Raw genomic sequence first — 17,546 nt, 5'->3', positions numbered from 1 at the left:
TGCTTGTTCGCTCGAAACCATTAGGGTTTCGGTGGTCATAGCGTGAGGGAAACGCCCGGTTACATTCCGAACCCGGAAGCTAAGCCTTACAGCGCCGATGGTACTGCAGGGGGGACCCTGTGGGAGAGTAGGACACCGCCGAACAAATATTGAGAAAACCCCCGCACTTTCGAGTGCGGGGGTTTTCTGCGTTTCCGGAGTTATTTAGGGTCTCTGCTATGCGCTATGACCTCGTCATCTTCGACAACGACGGTGTGCTCGTCGACAGTGAGTCGATCTCCAACACGCTCCTCGCCGCCTATCTCACCGAGCTGGGGCATCCGACCTCGTACGAGGACTCCATCCGCGACTACATGGGCTCCGCCATGCACCGCGTACACGATCTGGTCGAGGAGCGGAGTGGGCGGCGGTTGCCGGGGGACTTCGACGAGGTCTTTCATGCCCGTGTGTTCGCCGCCTTCGAACGGGAGTTGGAGCCGGTGGCCGGCGTGGTCGACGTACTGGAGAAGTTGAGGGCCGACGGGGTGCCGTACTGCGTGGCTTCCTCCGGGAGCCATGAGCGGATTCGGGTCGGGCATCGGGCCGCCGGGCTTGAGCGGTGGTTCGAGGGTGGGCGGGTCTTCAGTGCGCAGGACGTGGGGCGGGGGAAACCGGCGCCCGATCTGTTCCTCTATGCGGCGGAGCGTATGGGGGTGGAGGCGGGGCGGTGTGTGGTGGTGGAGGACAGTCCGCTGGGGGTGCAGGCCGCTGTTGCCGCTGGGATGGATGTGCTCGGGTTCACCGCGATGACCCCTGCCGAGCGGCTGGTCGGGGCCACTCGACTCTTCGGCGGCATGGAGGAGTTGGGTGAGCTGCTGATGGGTCGCGTCGAAGTTGTCGAAGATGAGGAAAATTCATCTTCTGATTCATCTACCCACGGGTAGGCCTGGGCCCTACGCTCGCGGCCATGACAGATGTGCTGCGGCGCGGTAGAGCCTCGCTGGCGTTCAGCTTCTTCGCCCAGGGCGTCGCCTTTGCGCTGCTCGTGACGCGTATCCCCGCCATCCAGGACCGGTACGGGATATCCGACGCGCTGCTGCCCGCCTTCCTGGCCGCCGTGCCGGTGCTGGCCGGAGTCGGCAGTGTCTGCACCGAGCACCTGGTCAAGCGGGTGCCGCCCAGCCTCGTACTGCGGTGGTCGCAGCCCGTCGTACTGCTGGCGCTGCTCGCTGTCGGCGCCGGTGACCATGTGGCCGAAGTCGCTGTGGCGCTGGGGGTGTTCGGGCTGGCGGTCGGTGCGCTCGACGCGTCGATGAACATGCTCGGGGTGAGTCTGCAGCGGGCGTACGGGCGCAGCATCATGCTCGGGTTCCATGCCGTGTACAGCCTCGGTGGGATCTTGGGCGCGTCGCTGGCCTGGGTCGGCGCGCACTGGCATCTCGATCTTTTTGTGTCCTACCTGCCTGTTGTGGTTGTGCTGTTGCCGGTCGTGCTGGTCGGGAGCCGGTGGTATGTCGATGCCGGTGAGGCGAAGGAGGACGTGGGTCCGGGTGGGGCGGGGGACGCGGGTGCTTCCGGTGGCATCGTCTTCAAGATGTTGTTGCCGCTGTGTCTGGTGATGACCTTCGCCTATATCGGGGACTCGACCGTCTCCAACTGGAGTGCGAAGTATCTGCAGGACGTGCTCGGAAGTTCCGAGCAGCTCGCCACGGTGCCGTACAACGTGTACATGGTCACCACGCTTGTCGGGCGGGCCATCGGGGACCTCGGGGTGCGGAGGTTCGGGGCCGTGGCCGTCGTACGGGCGGGGGCGCTTGTGGCTGCGCTCGGGTTCGGTGTCGTGGCTGCGGCGCCGGGGGCCTGGGTGGGGATGCTCGGGTTCACCTTGCTGGGGTTCGGGCTGTGTGTGATCGTGCCGCAGACCTTCGCCGCCGCCGGGCGGTTGTTCCCGGGGGCCTCGGATGCCGCTGTTGCCCGGCTCAACATCTTCAACTACGTCGGGTTCTTGATCGGTTCGCCTCTGGTGGGGGCTCTGGGTGATCTGTGGAGCTACCGGGGGGCGATGCTCGTACCGATGGTGTTGGTCCTGGTGACGTTGAGGTATGCGGGGTCGTTCGATCCTGGACCAGCCAGATACGGTGACGGGCATGAGCGGGCGCGCACAGCTGATGTGGGACGAGGCAGTAACGGGGTATGACTTCGGGCCGGACCATCCGATGGATCCGGTTCGGCTCGCCCTGACCCGGCGACTTGTCGATGCCTTTGGGCTCGACCGGGATGTGGAGGTCGTCTCGGCGAAGCCGGCCGGGGAGTCGACGCTGCGGCTTGTGCACCGTGAGGACTACATCGAGGCGGTGAAGGCGGCTTCGGTTGATCCGGGGGCGGCTGACTCGGCGTACGGGCTCGGGACCGTTGATGATCCTGCTTTTGTCGGCATGCATGAGGTGTCCGCGTTGATCGCGGGGCAGTCTGTGGGGGCCGCGGAGGCTGTGTGGGGTGGGGAGGCTCTGCATGGTGTGAACTTCGCGGGTGGGTTGCATCATGCGATGCCGGGGGCTGCTTCCGGGTTCTGTATTTACAACGACGCCTCGTTGGCCATTGCCCGGTTGCTTGAGCTGGGGGCCGAGCGGGTCGCCTATGTGGATGTGGACGTGCATCACGGGGACGGGGTTCAGGCCGCGTTCTGGGAGGATCCGCGGGTTCTGACGATCTCGCTGCATGAGCATCCGCGTACGTTGTTTCCGCAGACCGGGTGGCCTGAGGAGACGGGGGCGGCTGGGGCTGCGGAGGGGAGTGCCGTCAATGTGGCGTTGCCGGCGGGGACCGGGGATGCCGGGTGGTTGCGGGCGTTTCACGCTGTTGTGCCTGAGCTGATCGCGGATTTTCGGCCGCAGGTGCTGGTCACTCAGCATGGGGCCGATACGCATTTTGAGGATCCGCTTGCTCATCTTGCCGTGTCGTTGGATGCGCAGCGGGCTGTGCAGGTTGCCTGTCATGAGCTTGCGCATGAGTACGCGGGTGGGAAGTGGGTTGCGTTGGGGGGTGGGGGATACGCGGTGGTTGAGGTTGTGCCGCGGTCCTGGACGCATCTTGTGGCTATTGCGGCGGGGCGGGCTGTTGAGCCTGGGGCTGTGATTCCGGAGGGGTGGCGGCAGGAGGTTTTCGCTCGTACTCGGCAGTTGGCGCCGGCTCGGATGACTGATGGGCGGTGGCCGGTGGCCTACGCGGACTGGGAGTCGGGGTATGACCCCGCCGACCGTCTTGACCAGGCGGTCATCGCTGCGCGGCGGGCGGTTTTTCCGTTGCGGGGGTTGTTGGCCTAGGTCGGGTTTTTCTCGCCCCCGCCGCCCCTACCCGTCCCATCCCGTTCCTGGGGGCTGCGCCCCCAGACCCCAGCTTGTCGGCCTGAACGGCCTCGTCCTCAAGCGCCGGACGGGCTGGAGGGTGGTGCGGCGGGTGGGTGGGAAAGTCGCGCTGAACGGCCTCGTCCTCAAGCGCCGGACGGGCTGGTGGGTGGTGCAGCGGGTGGGTGGGAAGTCGTGCTGAACGCGCTCGTCCTCAAGCCCCGGACGGGCTGGAATGCCCAGGCCTGTGCTGAAGTGCGGCGGGGGTGGGTGGGCTGAAATGCCAACCCCGGTGCTTGAGATGCCCTCGACCCCCGCTGATCGGTTGGCAGTAAACGGGTGGGTGGGCGGGAAACGCGACCCCCACTGAATTGGGGTCCCGTTCCTGTCCCGTTGCGCCAACTGTGGGGTGTTTTTGGGGTTTTCGGGGTGAGGGTGAGGGGAGTCCGGCAGCATCACTCGCGTGTTGAGTGTGGGGGCCCTGCGGGCCCATCTGTTGGCTGCTCGGATTGCTGGGCCCGTGGCCACCTCTCGGGAGGAGAGTCTGCGGAATTATCGGCTTTTTGCTGCCCGGGATCCTCGGGTGCTGATCGGGCTCGATCCCGAGTGGACCTGGCGGCAGCGGGATCTGGTCGGGTTGATGGCCGACAAGTGTGGGGTCTCGGCCGATCCGCAGTGCACTGCCGGGTGTGATGTGATCGACCCGGAGCGGACGCTCGCGGCCCTTGATGCCTTCGCTGAGCGGCTCTCCGCAGTCGCTCGGAGTAAGGCGCCGGTACTCCTGGGTACCGGTCACCCGCATCGACTGCTCGGTTTCTACGCCGCTCTCGCGGACGCCCTGTCGGCGGCGGGGTGTGCCGTTCTCACCCCCGCGCAGGGTAGCTCTGTCGACATAACGACCCGGTTCGGTCTACGCACGTACAACCTTGACTACGTACGAGGAGTCGCGCTCGTCCGTGAACCGGGCCTCCTGGCCGCCGGGCGTGAGCCGGGCGCACACACGCACTCCCCCCTCCCGGTTCGGACCGTTCTGGGTGCTGTTGCCGACGTCGGCGGGGTGCTGCCGGAGCTCGTGATCGGGGACCACGGGTGGGTCTGCGGTGCAGGTCAGCTGGGGTTCGAGGCCATTGGGCTGGCCGATACGGACGACCCCGCGCTCTTCGTGGGGGAGGCGGAGGGATCCGTGTCCGTCGTCGTTCCACTTGATGACGCTGTGCGGTCTGATTACTACCGGCCGATTACCCGCTACGTACTCAATCGAGCGTGTCTGTCACAGTAGGCCGCCGATGGGTGCACCTCTTCCCCACTCGCATCACCCGCCCCTACATTGGGGAGTGAGCACGCAGCGACGAAGAGTCACCGGAAGGGGAAGCCGGTGGCCGGGTCGAGTGCGGAAGGTTCAGGTGTGTCATGGCTGCAGCTGGCGAGAGGCCTCTGAACGAGGTTCAGTTCCTTACCGTGGCGGAAGTCGCCTCGGTGATGCGAGTGTCGAAGATGACCGTGTACCGGTTGGTGCACAGCGGTCATCTGCCCGCGATTCGGGTGGGGCGGTCCTTCCGTGTCCCCGAGCAAGCGGTTCACGAGTACCTCCGCGAGAGCTATGTGGGGGTGGAGACAGCCTGACGGCGGTCGAGGGGGGCGTGGATGGGGACCCTCGGGTCCCTCCCTGAACTCCTCGGTTGTCCTCGATTACGACCTCAGCGCTCGGACGGGTAGGCTGGCCCCTTGTAGGTCGTATGGGCCCATGGCGCCCAACGCCGAGTGATGAGAAGTGAGCGAGGGTAGTCGTGGGCTCTGTTATCAAGAAGCGGCGCAAGCGGATGGCTAAGAAGAAGCACCGCAAGCTGCTTAAGCGCACGCGTGTTCAGCGTCGCAACAAGAAGTAGAAGTAGTAGCTGCAAGGCACTGCTTGCTGTGGCCCTCCACCGGTATTCGGTGGGGGGCCACAGTGACTTCATGCATCCGGCGGTCATCACAGCGCAACAACAACCCGCTAGGTTGGGCTTCACACACCGAAGGAAGGCGCTGATCTTGGGCAAGGTCGTGCTTGTGACCGGAGTGGCCCGTCAGCTGGGGGGCCGGTTCGTACGACGGATCCAGCGTGACCCGCAGGTCGACCGGGTCATCGCGGTGGACGCGGTTCCGCCCGAGCACCACCTGGGCGGCGCGGACTTCATCCAGGCCGACATCCGGCAGCCCACCATCGCGCGTGTGCTCGCCGAGACGAACGCCGACACGGTCGTCCACATGGACGTCACGGGTATCGCGCTGGGCAGCGTCAGCCGGGCCACGGTCAAGGAGACCAACGTCATCGGCACGATGCAGCTGTTGGGCGCCTGCCAGAAGTCGCCGACCGTCAAGCGGCTGGTCGTGAAGTCCAGTACGAATGTGTATGGGTCCGCTCCTCGTGACCCGGCCGTCTTCACCGAGACCACCCCGCCCAAGTCGCTGCCCAGCGGCGGCTTCGCCAAGGACGCGGTGGAGGTCGAGGGGTATGTGCGCGGGTTCGCGCGGCGGCGGCCCGACGTCGCCGTGTGTGTGCTGCGCTTCGCCAACATCCTGGGGCCGACCGCGGACTCGCCGCTCGCCCAGTACTTCGGGCTGCCGGTCCTGCCGACCGTGTTCGGCTACGACCCCCGGCTCCAGTTCGTGCACGAGGACGACGTGATCGAGGTCCTGCGCATCGCCTCGCACGACCCGGCACGCGGAACGCTCAACAGCGGCACGTTCAACATCGCCGGCGACGGGGTGCTGTTGCTGTCGCAGTGTTCGCGGCGGCTCGGCCGACCCACCGTGCCGTTGCTGCTGCCCGCCGTCACCTGGGCCGGCTCGCTGGTGCGTACGCTGGGCATCACGGACTTCTCGCCCGAGCAGATCCGGCTGCTCACGCACGGCAGGGTCGTGGCGACGAACCAGATGCGCGAGACGCTGGGCTACCGGCCGAAGTTCACGACCGCCGAGACGTTCACGGACTTCGCGCGTGTCCGCGGTCCCGGTCTGCTGCCGCCGGAGGCCCTCGCGGGGGCCGTCGACCGGATCGCGGCACTGCCCTTCGTACCCTTCCCGGGCGGTGGCGGTACCCCGGTCACGACAGCCGTGACACCCACGACAGCGACCTGACGGAGACGGCCTGAGGGTCAACCGACGCAGAGCGCCAACCGAGGAGCGCATCAACGATGGCGGATGCCAAGGTCATTCCGTTCGACGACGACAGGTCCCGCGCGGGCACCTCCCCGCGGCCGTCGCGCCGCCGGGGCTCGGGGAGCAGCCGGCGCAAGGGCGAATCGGCGGTAGTACGTGAGGTCCAGCCCCTGCCGGGACTGGCGCGCCCGCAGGATGATGTTCGTGTGACACGAGAGCAACAGCCGTCCCAGCCGCCCAAGGAACAGTCCGGGCAGCAGCCGTCTCCGTCGACCTCCCCGCACGGCGGTGTCGTCGGTGGTCTGGAGCGGCGGGTCGCGGGCGGTCTGTCCTTCCTGCGGCGCCGGCTCACCGGGGACTACGAGGTCGACGACTTCGGCTACGACGCCGAACTCACCGACCAGGTCCTGATGTCGCTGGTGCGCCCGCTGTACGAGAAGTACTTCCGGGTCGAGGTCAAGGGCATCGAGAACATCCCGACCGACGGCGGCGCCCTGATCGTCGCCAACCACTCCGGGACGCTGCCGCTGGACGGCGTGATGATGCAGGTCGCCGTGCACGACAACCATCCGGCGGGCCGGCATCTGCGGCTTCTCGCGGCGGACCTGGTCTTCATGCTGCCGGTGGTCAACGAGCTGGCCCGCAAGGCCGGTCACACCCTGGCCTGCGCCGAGGACGCCGAACGGCTCCTGGAGCGCGGCGAACTCGTGGGTGTGATGCCGGAGGGCTTCAAGGGCATCGGCAAGCCGTTCAGCGAGCGGTACAAGCTGCAGCGCTTCGGGCGTGGCGGCTTCGTGTCGACGGCGCTGCGGCAGGGTGCGCCGATCATCCCGTGCTCGATCGTCGGGGCGGAGGAGATCTACCCGATGATCGGCAACGCCAAGACGCTGGCCCGGGTGCTCGGTTTCCCGTACTTCCCGATCACTCCGACGTTCCCGTGGCTGGGCCCACTGGGCGCACTCCCGCTCCCCACGAAGTGGACGATCCAGTTCGGCGAGCCGATCCCCACGGACGGCTATCCACCGGAGGCGGCCGAGGACCCGATGCTGATGTTCAACCTGACGGACCAGGTCAGAGAACAGATCCAGCACACGCTGTACAAGTTGCTGGTGGAGCGGCGGTCTGTGTTCTTCTGACGCCGGTTCGTCTTCGGCCGGCGCTTGTACGTCGTTGGGGGCGCCCTTCCTGCGAAGGGCGCCCCCAACTGTCGTACTGCCTACTGCTCTAGCTCGCGTCCTCGCTGTCGATGCCCAGGCCGGGCAGCAGGCCCGGGAGGAGCGGGGGCAGGGTGACGTCCGGTTCGGTGGCTGACGGGGGCGTTGTCGACGGGGATGCCGTGCCGCTGTCCTCGGGTGGGTCGAGGAGGCCGCCGGTGTTGCCGCCGAGCAGGCCGTCGTCGACGGTGTCGGAGGTGGACGGTTTGGGGTTGCCGCTGCTGGACTCGCGCCCCTCGGTGGAGTCGCCGCCGGTGTCGCTGGGGGCGGCCGACCTGTCGGCGCCGGACGAACTCGTGCCCGACTCCGGTCCGGTGCCCTGCCGTTGGCCTCCGCCCGCACCGCCGCCGCCCGGACCGCTCTTGGCGGGGGGCTTCGGGAGCAGGGACTGGAGGGGGGCGACCTCTTGGTCTATGGCGTCGAAGACCGACGAGACCTCCTGGCTCACGTCCCCGAGCTGGACCGGGAGGCGGTCGCGCAGGGCGCCCCAGGCTTCGCGGTGGGAGCGGGAGAAGGCGTCGAGTGCCTGGATGGGGCCCAGGGAATCGGGGTCTCGCTGATATGCCTCGTGCAGCAGGCGGTGGCCCTCCGATGCGTCGTGCCGCATGCCGGACAGGGCACGGCGGATCTCGCCGAGCGACTCGTGGTCGAGCTGTCCGGCGCGGTCGCGCTCCATGAGCCTGCGGGCCTCGCTGAGCCTCGTCGAGGCCTGGTCGAGGTAGACATTGCCGCGTTCGCTGTCGCCGTCGGCCAGGTAGTTGAGCTTGATGTCCTCGATGCCGCGCTTCAGGCCGTACAGCGAATCACCGGGCAGGGCGTCGGAACTGGCAGCGGCGACGCCGCCGAAGGCTCCCGCGGCCACGCCCACGCTGAGCCCGCCCGCGGCGAGACCCTTCGTCAGCCGTGAACGCGGTCGCAACTTCCCCAGCCCGCTCGCCCGGTGCGCGCCCCTGGCCCGGGAGCGCTGCTCGGGCACCAAAGGGTCCGCCGCTTCGCCTCCCGGCACCGTGCCGTCCCGCAGCATGGCCTCCATCGCGGCCACCAACTGGGCCCGGTGGACGACCTTGACCGCGGGGTCGAGCACCGGCTTCGGCAGCTCGCCGAGACCGGTCGCGAGGGCCACCAGTCGGTTCGGTTCGGTGCGTTCCGCCCTGTGGTCCGCCCGGGGGTCCGTCCGTTCCTCGGCTGCCGGGGACGGCTCCGGGTCAGGGTCCGGTGCCGGTCCGTCGGGCTGCTCTGCCGCCGAGTCCCGGTCGGACAGCTCCTCCAGGGCCTGGGCGAAGGCGTTCGCCCGCCGGTGCGCCGAAACGTTCGCGATCACTGGCGGCACCTCCTCTCGTCATGACGGTCGACTCCCCAGGGGGTCCTGAGGGTTGCACGCCCCTGACCGCATCCACACGATCGAGTGATCGGAGACGGCCAGGGAGTGACCACAGGGAGCCTGTATCCCGCACAACGAGTGGCGCGGCACTTGGGTTACGGACGGCGGATGATCGGACCGCGAACTCAACGGACTTTCACGGAAGGTGAGTTGGCGGTCGCTGAGGGTGCGGTCGGTGGGTGTGCGAAAGCCCGGTGGACCGTGGGGAGCGGGGTGGGGTGCGTGGGGTGCCGGGTCGCTTCTTCCGGCTCGGGGGTGGTGCGGGCGTGCGCGGGGTGTTTCGTACGGCCCTTCAGCGCGCGTCTTCCGGGAGGAGCCGGGCGAGGGTGCGGACGGCGCGGTACTGGAGGGTCTTGATCGCGCCCTCGTTCTTGCCCATGACGCGGGCGGTCTCGGCGACGGACAGCCCCTGGAGGAAGCGCAGCGTCACGCACTCCTGCTGCTGGGGGTTGAGGCGTCGTACGGCGTCGAGGAGAGCGGCGTTCGAGAGGGACTCCAGGACGGAGTCCTCCGGTGAGCGCTCGACCTCGTTGGCGTCCAGCATCTCGCCGGTGGTCACTTCGAGCCGGAAGCGGCTGGACTTGAAGTGGTCGGCGACGAGGTTGCGGGCGATGGTGACGAGCCAGGCGCCGAAGTCGCGGCCCTGATAGGTGAAGGTCCCGATGCGGCGCAGGGCGCGCAGGAACGTCTCGCTTGTCAGGTCCTCGGCGGTGGCCTTTCCTCCCACGCGGTAGTAGATGTACCGGTACACAGTGTCGCTGTACTGGTCGTAGAGGCGGCCGAAGGCGTCGGCCTCGCCGGCCTGGGCGCGTTCGACAAGGTCCATCATGCGGGCGCTGTCGCTGTCGGCGGCGGGGCGTCGCGCGGTGGCGGCGCCGGCGCCGGCCGCGCGGCCTCGTCTGCCGACCGCGGCGGTGCCGTCGGCCAGGGCGTAGCACGGGCCGAGTGGTGCGGCGGTGGCGAATGCGGGTGCGGCGTACGCGGTGGGGACGAAGCCGCGCAACAGGTCTAGGACCGTTGCGCGCAGCGTAGCCAGGCCCGAGGCGTCAACCCCGACGTGTGGGTACACGGGACTCCCAGAGGCAGAGCTTCCATCACGTGCAGTGCGGGACCGTTCACCCGTCGTAGCGACGGAGGGGTACCGGTTTGCGTCTGAGGAGAATAACGCTTCGTACAGGCACTGCTACACCCGGTTGCTCAAATCATCGATTACGTCGCTTCTGTTACCTATTGGCGCCCGTTCAAGTGGCGCAGTGTGAGCGGTTGTTGATCGGATTCGGCCGAGTTGAGGTGTGCTTGGGGCGTGTTGTGGGTGCCGTGGGGGTGGGGGCGGGGGTACGTGGGTACGACGGCCCGAATACCTGTTTTCGCCCCCGCCGCCCCTACCCGTTCCCATCCCTGGGGGCTGCGCCCCCAGACCCCCCTTGTCGCGCTGAACGCGCTCGTCCTCAAACGCCGGACGGGCTGGAAGATCCAGCCCGTCCGGCGTTTGAGGACAAAGCCCGTCGAGGGCCGTAGTGGGTGGTCAGCGGCGGCGGCGGTGCAACGCGATTGCCGCTGCCGTGCCGCCCGCTACTGCGCCTACTCCGGCCGCCGCCGGGATTCCTACCTTTGCCGCCTTGCGGCCCGTGCGGTAGTCCCGTAGGCGCCAGTCCAGTTGGCGGGCGTGTTTGCGGAGTTTGGCGTCCGGGTTGATCGCGTAGGGGTGGCCCACCAGGGACAGCATCGGGATGTCGTTGTGCGAGTCGCTGTATGCCGCGCAGCGGGACAGGTCCAGGCCCTCCGCCGTCGACAGGGCGCGGACCGCTTCCGCTTTTGCCGGGCCGTGCAGGGGTTCTCCCACCAGCTTGCCCGTGTATACGCCGTCCACCGACTCCGCGACCGTGCCCAGCGCGCCCGTCAGGCCCAGGCGGCGGGCGATCACTGTCGCGATTTCGACCGGGGCTGCTGTTACCAGCCAGACCTTCTGGCCCGCGTCCAGGTGCGCCTGCGCCAGGGCTCGGGTGCCCGGCCAGATGCGTTCGGCCATGTACTCGTCGTAGATCTCCTCGCCGATCGACATCAGTTCGGCGACCCTGTGGCCCTTGACGATCGAGAGAGCTGAGTCCCGTGCGTCCTGCATGTGCTCCGGGTCTTCTACGCCGGCCAGCCTGAACCACGCCTGCTGCCAGGCGAATCGGTAGAGGTCGCGGGTCTCGAAGAACTTCCGCTTGTAGAGGCCCCGGCCGAAGTGGAAGATCGCGGCGCCTTGCATGACCGTGTTGTCGAGGTCGAAGAAGGCGGCGGCCCTGTCGTCGCCGAGGACCGGGAACGCCGGCTCCTCCTCGGTGCCCGGCGGGGCCGGGGCAGGAGTGAGTTCCTCCAGCTCCTGGGAGGATTTGCGCGCTGCCTCCGCCGAGGCCTCGCCTGCCAACACGCTCCGCGCGGTGGCGGAGCGCCTACGGGGAGTGAGCCATCCGAGAGCGGCCATGGCGTGAGCATAGCCAGTTTGTTCGGTGCTTCCGGAGTCGCGAGGTTTGGAGGCTGTGAACTCTCCGCGACCGCGCAGTTAAACAAGCGGGACAATGGGTTCATGAGTCCCCTCTTTCGGCGCAGTGAGTCGTCCGCTTCCCCCGAGTCCCAGCAGCCTCGACTCGTCACTCTCATCCGGAAGCCCGGGTGTCATTTGTGTGATGACGCACAGGGAGTTGTCGAGAAGGTGTGTGCCGATCTTGGGGTCCCCTGGGAGCAGAAGGACATCACTCAGGACGAGGAACTCCACCGTCAGTACTGGGAACAGATCCCCGTGGTGCTCATCGACGGGGCCCAGCACACCTTCTGGCGTGTCAACGAAGAACGTCTTCGCAAAGCCCTCACATAGATTCCCGGTCGATTGCCGAGTGGTCGAGTTCTGACCAAGTACTGACCGAGCAGTCCAGGTGGTCCGGAAAGTCGCTTAGGATCGAGGGCGGTTCAGATCTCGGGGGCGGGATTCATGAGGAGTGTGTGCGGTTTTGCCCCCGAACGGTGCCTGTGACGGCGAGGGACGGCGGTGCTTGTGCGCCGGTTCCATACGCGTGCGCCGGGGGTGCGTGACCCCGGTCACGTTGGCCGGGCAAATCGGACACCATCTTTGTGCACGCGTTCACAAAGACATAGCCTGCATTCGACGGGGCGGTCTAGGTACGTGTGACCGCCTGCAGCCCCGCGCTACCCGCAGGAGCACCGTGGCAACTGGCCGAACTCACCGACCGGCGACCCGCAGCCGAGGGATTCCCGAGGCCACCGTCGCCAGGCTTCCGCTGTATCTGCGTGCCCTGACCGGGCTGTCGGAGCGCTCGGTACCCACGGTCTCCTCCGAGGAACTGGCCGCCGCCGCGGGCGTGAACTCCGCGAAGCTGCGCAAGGACTTCTCCTACCTCGGCTCCTATGGGACGCGTGGTGTGGGGTACGACGTCGAGTATCTCGTCTATCAGATCTCGCGTGAGCTGGGGCTGACCCAGGACTGGCCGGTAGTGATCGTCGGTATCGGTAATCTCGGCGCCGCCCTCGCGAACTACGGCGGCTTCGCCTCCCGTGGATTCCGGGTGGCCGCGTTGATCGACGCCGATCCCGCGATGGCGGGAAAGCCCGTCGCGGGTATTCCGGTGCAGCACTCGGATGATCTGGAAAGGATCATCGCGGACAACGGCGTGTCCATTGGCGTTATCGCCACCCCCGCCGGTGCCGCTCAGCCCGTGTGTGATCGGCTTGTCGCCGCCGGGGTCACGTCCATTCTGAACTTCGCGCCCACCGTGCTGACCGTTCCGGACGGTGTCGACGTACGCAAGGTCGATCTCTCGATCGAGCTGCAGATCCTGGCTTTCCACGAGCAGCGCAAGGCCGGTGAGGAAGCCGATGCCCTCGCCGCTGCCGCCGACTCCGCTCCGGCGGTCGTCGCGGCCAAGGGCCAGGCCGGCAGCGACGGAGACAGCGGTGACGGCAGCGGTCGTGGCAAAGGGACTGACGGGGACGTTCCCGCCGTGATGCCGGCATGAGTCTTCTCGTCGTCGGGCTGAGTCACCGCAGCGCTCCTGTGAGCGTTCTGGAGCGCGCCGCGCTGTCCCAGGACGCGCAGATCAAGTTGCTTCAGGACACCGTCGCCGCCGAGCCGGCCGCCGAGGCCGCGGTGCTCGCCACCTGCAACCGCATCGAGCTGTACGCGGACGTGGACAAGTTCCACGCGGGTGTCGCCGAGCTGTCCACGCTGCTCGCCCAGCACAGCGGGGTGGGCTTGGACGAACTCACCCCGTATCTGTACGTGCACTACGAGGACCGGGCCGTCCACCACCTGTTCTCCGTCGCCTGTGGGCTCGACTCCATGGTCGTCGGCGAGGGCCAGGTCATCGGGCAGATCAAGGACTCGCTCGCGCTCGCGCAGGAGCTGCACTCCGCCGGGCGGCTGCTGAACGACCTGTTCCAGCAGGGCCTGCGCGTCGGCAAGCGCGCCCACTCCGAGACCGGGATCGACCGCGCCGGACAGTCCCTGGTCACCTTCGGGCTCCAGCAGCTGGCCGGTGTGCGGGGCGCCGGGGTCTCGGTGGAGTCCTGGGCCCTGGGCAAGAAGGCCCTGGTCATCGGGGCCGGGTCCATGTCCTCCCTGGCCGCCGCCACGCTCGCGCGGCTCGGGGTCGCCGAGATCGTCGTCGCCAACCGGACTTCAGAGCGTGCCGAGCGGCTCGCCGAGATCATCAACGAGAACAGCGGCGAACACGGGGAGGTGTTCGCCCGCGCGGTTCCGATGGAGTCGGTGCCGTTCGAGCTGACACGTGCCGATATAGCCGTTTCCTGTACCGGCGCGACGGGGGTCGTCCTCGGCGCCGAGACCATCGCGGCGGCCGTCGAGGGCCGGGTGCCGGCGGACGACGAGGCCGGACTGTCCCCTCGTACGACCATGACGAGTGACGTACGGACGGCGCTGCCGCCCACCAGCATCGGCACCGACGACGGGTGCCCGCTCGATCTGTCCGCCGCGCAGGCCGGGCAGGCCGTGCAGGAGTCGGCCGGGTTCTCGGTGATGGGTGAGGCCGCCGTCGCCGGGATGGACGCCGCGACGCTGGAGCAGCACGCGGCCTGGGTGGACAACGGGACCGTCGACCGGCGGGACGCCGCTCGTCGTACGCCCGACGACGACCGTGAGCTGATCGCCGCGCTCGCGCGCACCGCGGCGACCGTCGGGCGGATTCCCGAGCGGCGGCGGCCCGAGATCGTGGCCGGTGTGCCGCTGCCCGCTCCCGTGCTGTTCCTCCTCGACCTCGCCATGCCTCGCGACATCGACGCCGCCGTGCACCGGCTGGCCGGGGTGCGGCTCGTGGACATCGAGTCGCTGGCCGAGGCCTCCGCCGACGCGCCGATGGCGGCCGACGTCGACCAGGTCCGGCGGATCGTCGCCGACGAGGTCGCGGCCTTCGGCGCGGCCCAGCGGGCCGCGCACATCACGCCCACCGTCGTCGCGCTGCGCGCCATGGCCGCCGATGTCGTCGCCGGTGAGATCGCCCGGCTCGACGGGCGGCTGCCCGGGCTCGACGAGAAGCACCGGGCCGAGATCACCCAGACCGTGAAGCGTGTGGTCGACAAACTGCTGCACGCGCCGACCGTACGGGTCAAGCAGCTCGCGGCCGAGCCCGGCGGCGCCGGGTACGCGGACGCGCTGCGCACCCTGTTCGACCTCGACCAGGAGACGGTCGCCTCCGTGTCCCGGGCGGACGAGAATACCGAGACAGACGCCGAGAACCGAGGGCGAGCATGAGTGAGCCAGTACAAGGGGCGCTGAGACTGGGGACCAGGCGAAGTCAACTCGCCCTGGCCCAGTCCGGGCAGGTCGCGGACGCCGTGCACCGGCTGACCGGACGCCCCGTCGAGCTCGTCGAGATCACGACGTACGGCGACGTGTCCCGCGAGGACCTCGCCCAGATCGGCGGCACCGGCGTCTTCGTGACCGCCCTGCGGGACGCGCTGCTGCGGGGTGAGGTCGACTTCGCGGTGCACTCGCTGAAGGACCTGCCGACCGAGCAGCCCGACGACCTGGTGCTGGCTGCCGTACCGGAGCGCGAGGATCCGCGTGACGTACTGGTGGCGCGCGAGGAGCTGAAATTTACCGACCTGCCGCGCGGTGCGCGGATCGGGACGGGTTCGACTCGGCGCACGGCCCAGCTGAACGCGTACGCGCGTGCCCATGGGCTGAGCGTCGAGGTCGTACCGGTCCGGGGGAACGTCGACACCCGGATCGGGTTCGTGAGAAGTGGTGAGCTGGATGCCGTCGTCCTGGCCGCGGCCGGGCTCAACCGCATCGGGCGCGCCGACGAAGTGACCGACTTCCTGTCGGTCGACATGGTTCTGCCTGCCCCTGGCCAAGGGGCCCTGGCGATCGAGTGCAGAGCGGGGAACACCTCCCACGACTCCGACCTGATCGCGGCACTCGGCGAGCTCGACGACCCGTACACTCGGGCCGCCGTGACCGCCGAACGGTCACTGCTCGCCGCCCTGGAGGCCGGTTGCAGCGCCCCTGTGGGCGCGCTGGCCGACCTGCTGGCCGACGGGCAGATTGTCAAGGAGATGCGCCTGCGTGGCGTCGTCGGCACGACCGACGGCTCGACGTTGGTGCAGCTGTCCACCACCGGTCCCGTGCCCGAGACGTACGACCAAGCAATGGCGCTCGGCCGTGAACTCGCAGCCGAGATGCTTGCCAAGGGCGCGGCCGGTCTGATGGGGGAGCGAGCACAGTGAGCCCCACCACCCTTCCCGCCGGTCCGGACCACGGGCACGTCACCTTTCTTGGTGCCGGACCCGGGGATCCGGGACTGCTGACCCTGCGCGCCGTCGAGGCGCTGGCGAACGCGGACGTACTGGTCGCCGAGCACGAGGTGCTCGACGTCGTACGCGCGCACACCAGACAAGGCGTCGCCGTACTCAACACCGAATTGGACACGCCTATTGGCAGCACGTATCCAGGCACAGGCACGCCTCAACTAGCGGTTGTTGACGGCGCGTCAACGACCGCTGGTGTACCCGCTGTGCGGGATGCCGCACATCTTGTCATGGAGGCCGCGCGGGGCGGCAGGCGGGTCGTGCGTGCGGTGTCCGGGGATCCCGGGCTCGACGCGTACGCCGCCGAGGAGATGCTCGCGTGCGCCCGCGCGGGAGTTCCGTTCGAGGTGGTCCCGGGTGTCGCGGCCGCCGTGGGCGTGCCCGCGTACGCGGGTGTTCCGCTGCGGGACGCGCAGGGCGCGGACGTCCGGTTCGTGGACGCCCGGACCGCTTCCGACCGGTGCTGGACCGAGGTCGGGGCGTCCGACGGGACCGTTGTCGTCTCGACGACTTTGGACTCGGTTGCTTCGGCGGCCGGTGAGCTGGTCGCGGCTGGGCGTAAGCCTGATACGCCGTTGACTGTGACCGTGGCCGGTACTACTACTCGGCAGCGGACCTGGTCCGCGACTCTGGGGACCATCGCCCAGACGTTCAAGCAGGGCAAGGTGCTGCCGTCCCCGGATGGGGGCCGGCCGGTGATAGCCGTGGTCGGCGAGCGGTCCGCCGCTGCTCAGCGTGAGCAGTTGTCGTGGTTCGAGAACAAGCCGCTGTTCGGGTGGCGGGTTCTGGTGCCGCGTACGAAGGAGCAGTCGGCGACGCTCTCCGACCAGTTGCGGTCGTACGGCGCTGTGCCGCACGAGGTGCCGACCATCGCTGTCGAGCCGCCTCGGACGCCTCAGCAGATGGAGCGGGCCGTCAAGGGGCTCGTGACGGGGCGGTACGAGTGGATCGCTTTCACTTCGGTCAATGCGGTGAAGGCTGTTCGGGAGAAGTTCGAGGAGTACGGGCTTGATGCTCGTGCTTTTGCCGGGATCAAGGTTGCTGCTGTGGGTGAGCAGACCGCCAAGGCGTTGGTTGCCTTTGGGGTGAAGCCTGATCTGGTGCCCAGTGGGGAGCAGTCCGCTGCTGGGTTGCTGGACGACTGGCCTCCCTATGATCCGGTTTTCGATCCGATCGACCGTGTTTTTCTGCCTCGGGCCGATATCGCCACCGAGACGTTGGTGGCGGGGCTGATCGAGCTGGGGTGGGAGGTTGATGACGTTACGGCTTACCGGACTGTGCGTGCTTCGCCGCCGCCTCAGGAGACCCGGGAGGCGATCAAGGGGGGTGGCTTCGATGCCGTTCTCTTCACGTCGTCTTCGACTGTGCGGAATCTGGTGGGTATCGCCGGTAAGCCTCATAACGTGACGGTGATCGCGTGTATTGGGCCTGCCACGGCGAAGACCGCTGAGGAGCATGGGCTGCGGGTCGATGTCATGGCTCCGGAGCCGTCCGTGCACAAGTTGGCTGAGGCGTTGGCGGACTTTGGGTTGCGTCGGCGGGCTGCTGCGGTTGATGCGGGGGATCCTGTTACTCGGCCGAGTGAGCGGCGGCCGGGGGCGCGGAGGCGTCGTACTACTCAGTGAGCTGAGCTGAGCTGGTTGGGGTGGGGCGGTGGGGGCG

Annotated in this window: 16 protein-coding genes and 1 rRNA gene; 14 read left to right on the top strand and 3 right to left on the bottom strand. The window is 68.2% G+C overall.

Going from position 1 to position 17,546, the window contains the following annotated elements; all coding sequences use genetic code 11:
* Positions 1–27: 27 nt before the first annotated feature.
* From rrf to LUX31_RS18275, 9 genes are all read left to right on the top strand, one after another.
* A 5S ribosomal RNA gene (gene rrf / locus LUX31_RS18315) occupies positions 28–144 on the top strand.
* Positions 145–218: 74 nt separating this feature from the next.
* A complete protein-coding gene (locus tag LUX31_RS18310) occupies positions 219–923 on the top strand; it encodes an HAD family hydrolase (protein ID WP_235475853.1) in 705 nt (234 codons plus the stop codon).
* A 23-nt stretch (positions 924–946) separates the two neighbouring features.
* The gene (locus LUX31_RS18305; RefSeq protein WP_235475852.1) at positions 947–2,176 is read left to right on the top strand and encodes an MFS transporter; all 1,230 of its coding nucleotides are present in this window, start codon (positions 947–949) and stop codon (positions 2,174–2,176) included.
* Positions 2,127–3,302, top strand: coding sequence for an acetoin utilization protein AcuC (locus tag LUX31_RS18300; protein WP_235475851.1), 1,176 nt, complete (start codon positions 2,127–2,129; stop codon positions 3,300–3,302). Before LUX31_RS18305 ends, LUX31_RS18300 begins: the two co-directional genes overlap by 50 nt.
* Before the next feature lie 484 nt (positions 3,303–3,786).
* Positions 3,787–4,602: a phosphatase gene (locus LUX31_RS18295; RefSeq protein WP_235475850.1), complete on the top strand. Its 816-nt coding sequence runs from the start codon at positions 3,787–3,789 to the stop codon at positions 4,600–4,602.
* A gap of 131 nt (positions 4,603–4,733) precedes the next feature.
* The gene (locus LUX31_RS18290; protein WP_004984898.1) at positions 4,734–4,946 is read left to right on the top strand and encodes a helix-turn-helix domain-containing protein; all 213 of its coding nucleotides are present in this window, start codon (positions 4,734–4,736) and stop codon (positions 4,944–4,946) included.
* A gap of 164 nt (positions 4,947–5,110) precedes the next feature.
* Positions 5,111–5,209: a 30S ribosomal protein bS22 gene (locus LUX31_RS18285; RefSeq protein ID WP_003948845.1), complete on the top strand. Its 99-nt coding sequence runs from the start codon at positions 5,111–5,113 to the stop codon at positions 5,207–5,209.
* Between the two features lie 145 nt (positions 5,210–5,354).
* The gene (locus tag LUX31_RS18280) at positions 5,355–6,443 is read left to right on the top strand and encodes an NAD-dependent epimerase/dehydratase family protein (protein ID WP_235475849.1); all 1,089 of its coding nucleotides are present in this window, start codon (positions 5,355–5,357) and stop codon (positions 6,441–6,443) included.
* 56 nt (positions 6,444–6,499) lie between these two features.
* Entirely contained in the window at positions 6,500–7,600 is a 1,101-nt protein-coding gene (locus tag LUX31_RS18275; protein ID WP_235475848.1) for a lysophospholipid acyltransferase family protein, read from the top strand.
* Between the two features lie 88 nt (positions 7,601–7,688).
* On the opposite strand, the gene LUX31_RS18270 is transcribed toward LUX31_RS18275, so the two are convergent.
* The 3 genes from LUX31_RS18270 to LUX31_RS18260 form a co-directional block, all read right to left on the bottom strand.
* Entirely contained in the window at positions 7,689–8,999 is a 1,311-nt protein-coding gene (locus tag LUX31_RS18270; protein WP_235475847.1) for a DUF5667 domain-containing protein, read from the bottom strand.
* Positions 9,000–9,351: 352 nt separating this feature from the next.
* Positions 9,352–10,128: an ECF subfamily RNA polymerase sigma factor, BldN family gene (locus LUX31_RS18265; protein ID WP_235475846.1), complete on the bottom strand. Its 777-nt coding sequence runs from the start codon at positions 10,126–10,128 to the stop codon at positions 9,352–9,354.
* A gap of 456 nt (positions 10,129–10,584) precedes the next feature.
* On the bottom strand, positions 10,585–11,529 hold the full coding sequence (locus tag LUX31_RS18260) for an HAD family hydrolase (RefSeq protein WP_235475845.1): 945 nt from the start codon (positions 11,527–11,529) through the stop codon (positions 10,585–10,587).
* A 102-nt stretch (positions 11,530–11,631) separates the two neighbouring features.
* Here LUX31_RS18260 and LUX31_RS18255 point away from each other — a divergent pair, with 102 nt between their 5' ends.
* From LUX31_RS18255 to LUX31_RS18235, 5 genes are all read left to right on the top strand, one after another.
* On the top strand, positions 11,632–11,919 hold the full coding sequence (locus LUX31_RS18255) for a glutaredoxin family protein (RefSeq protein ID WP_235475844.1): 288 nt from the start codon (positions 11,632–11,634) through the stop codon (positions 11,917–11,919).
* A 346-nt stretch (positions 11,920–12,265) separates the two neighbouring features.
* Complete coding sequence (locus LUX31_RS18250; protein WP_235475843.1) at positions 12,266–13,075, top strand: redox-sensing transcriptional repressor Rex; 810 nt, start codon at positions 12,266–12,268, stop codon at positions 13,073–13,075.
* The gene (locus LUX31_RS18245; RefSeq protein ID WP_235475842.1) at positions 13,072–14,826 is read left to right on the top strand and encodes a glutamyl-tRNA reductase; all 1,755 of its coding nucleotides are present in this window, start codon (positions 13,072–13,074) and stop codon (positions 14,824–14,826) included. The genes LUX31_RS18250 and LUX31_RS18245 overlap by 4 nt, the downstream gene beginning before the upstream one ends.
* A complete protein-coding gene (hemC, locus tag LUX31_RS18240) occupies positions 14,823–15,803 on the top strand; it encodes a hydroxymethylbilane synthase (RefSeq protein WP_235475841.1) in 981 nt (326 codons plus the stop codon). The genes LUX31_RS18245 and hemC overlap by 4 nt, the downstream gene beginning before the upstream one ends.
* The gene (locus tag LUX31_RS18235) at positions 15,800–17,509 is read left to right on the top strand and encodes a uroporphyrinogen-III synthase (protein ID WP_235475840.1); all 1,710 of its coding nucleotides are present in this window, start codon (positions 15,800–15,802) and stop codon (positions 17,507–17,509) included. The genes hemC and LUX31_RS18235 overlap by 4 nt, the downstream gene beginning before the upstream one ends.
* The last annotated feature ends 37 nt before the right edge of the window (positions 17,510–17,546 follow it).

The organism is Streptomyces sp. GQFP (genome assembly GCF_021545335.1).
Lineage (GTDB): Bacteria > Actinomycetota > Actinomycetes > Streptomycetales > Streptomycetaceae > Streptomyces.
Note: the sequence above shows the minus strand (reverse complement) of the source record. Positions and strands in the feature narration are given on the sequence as shown.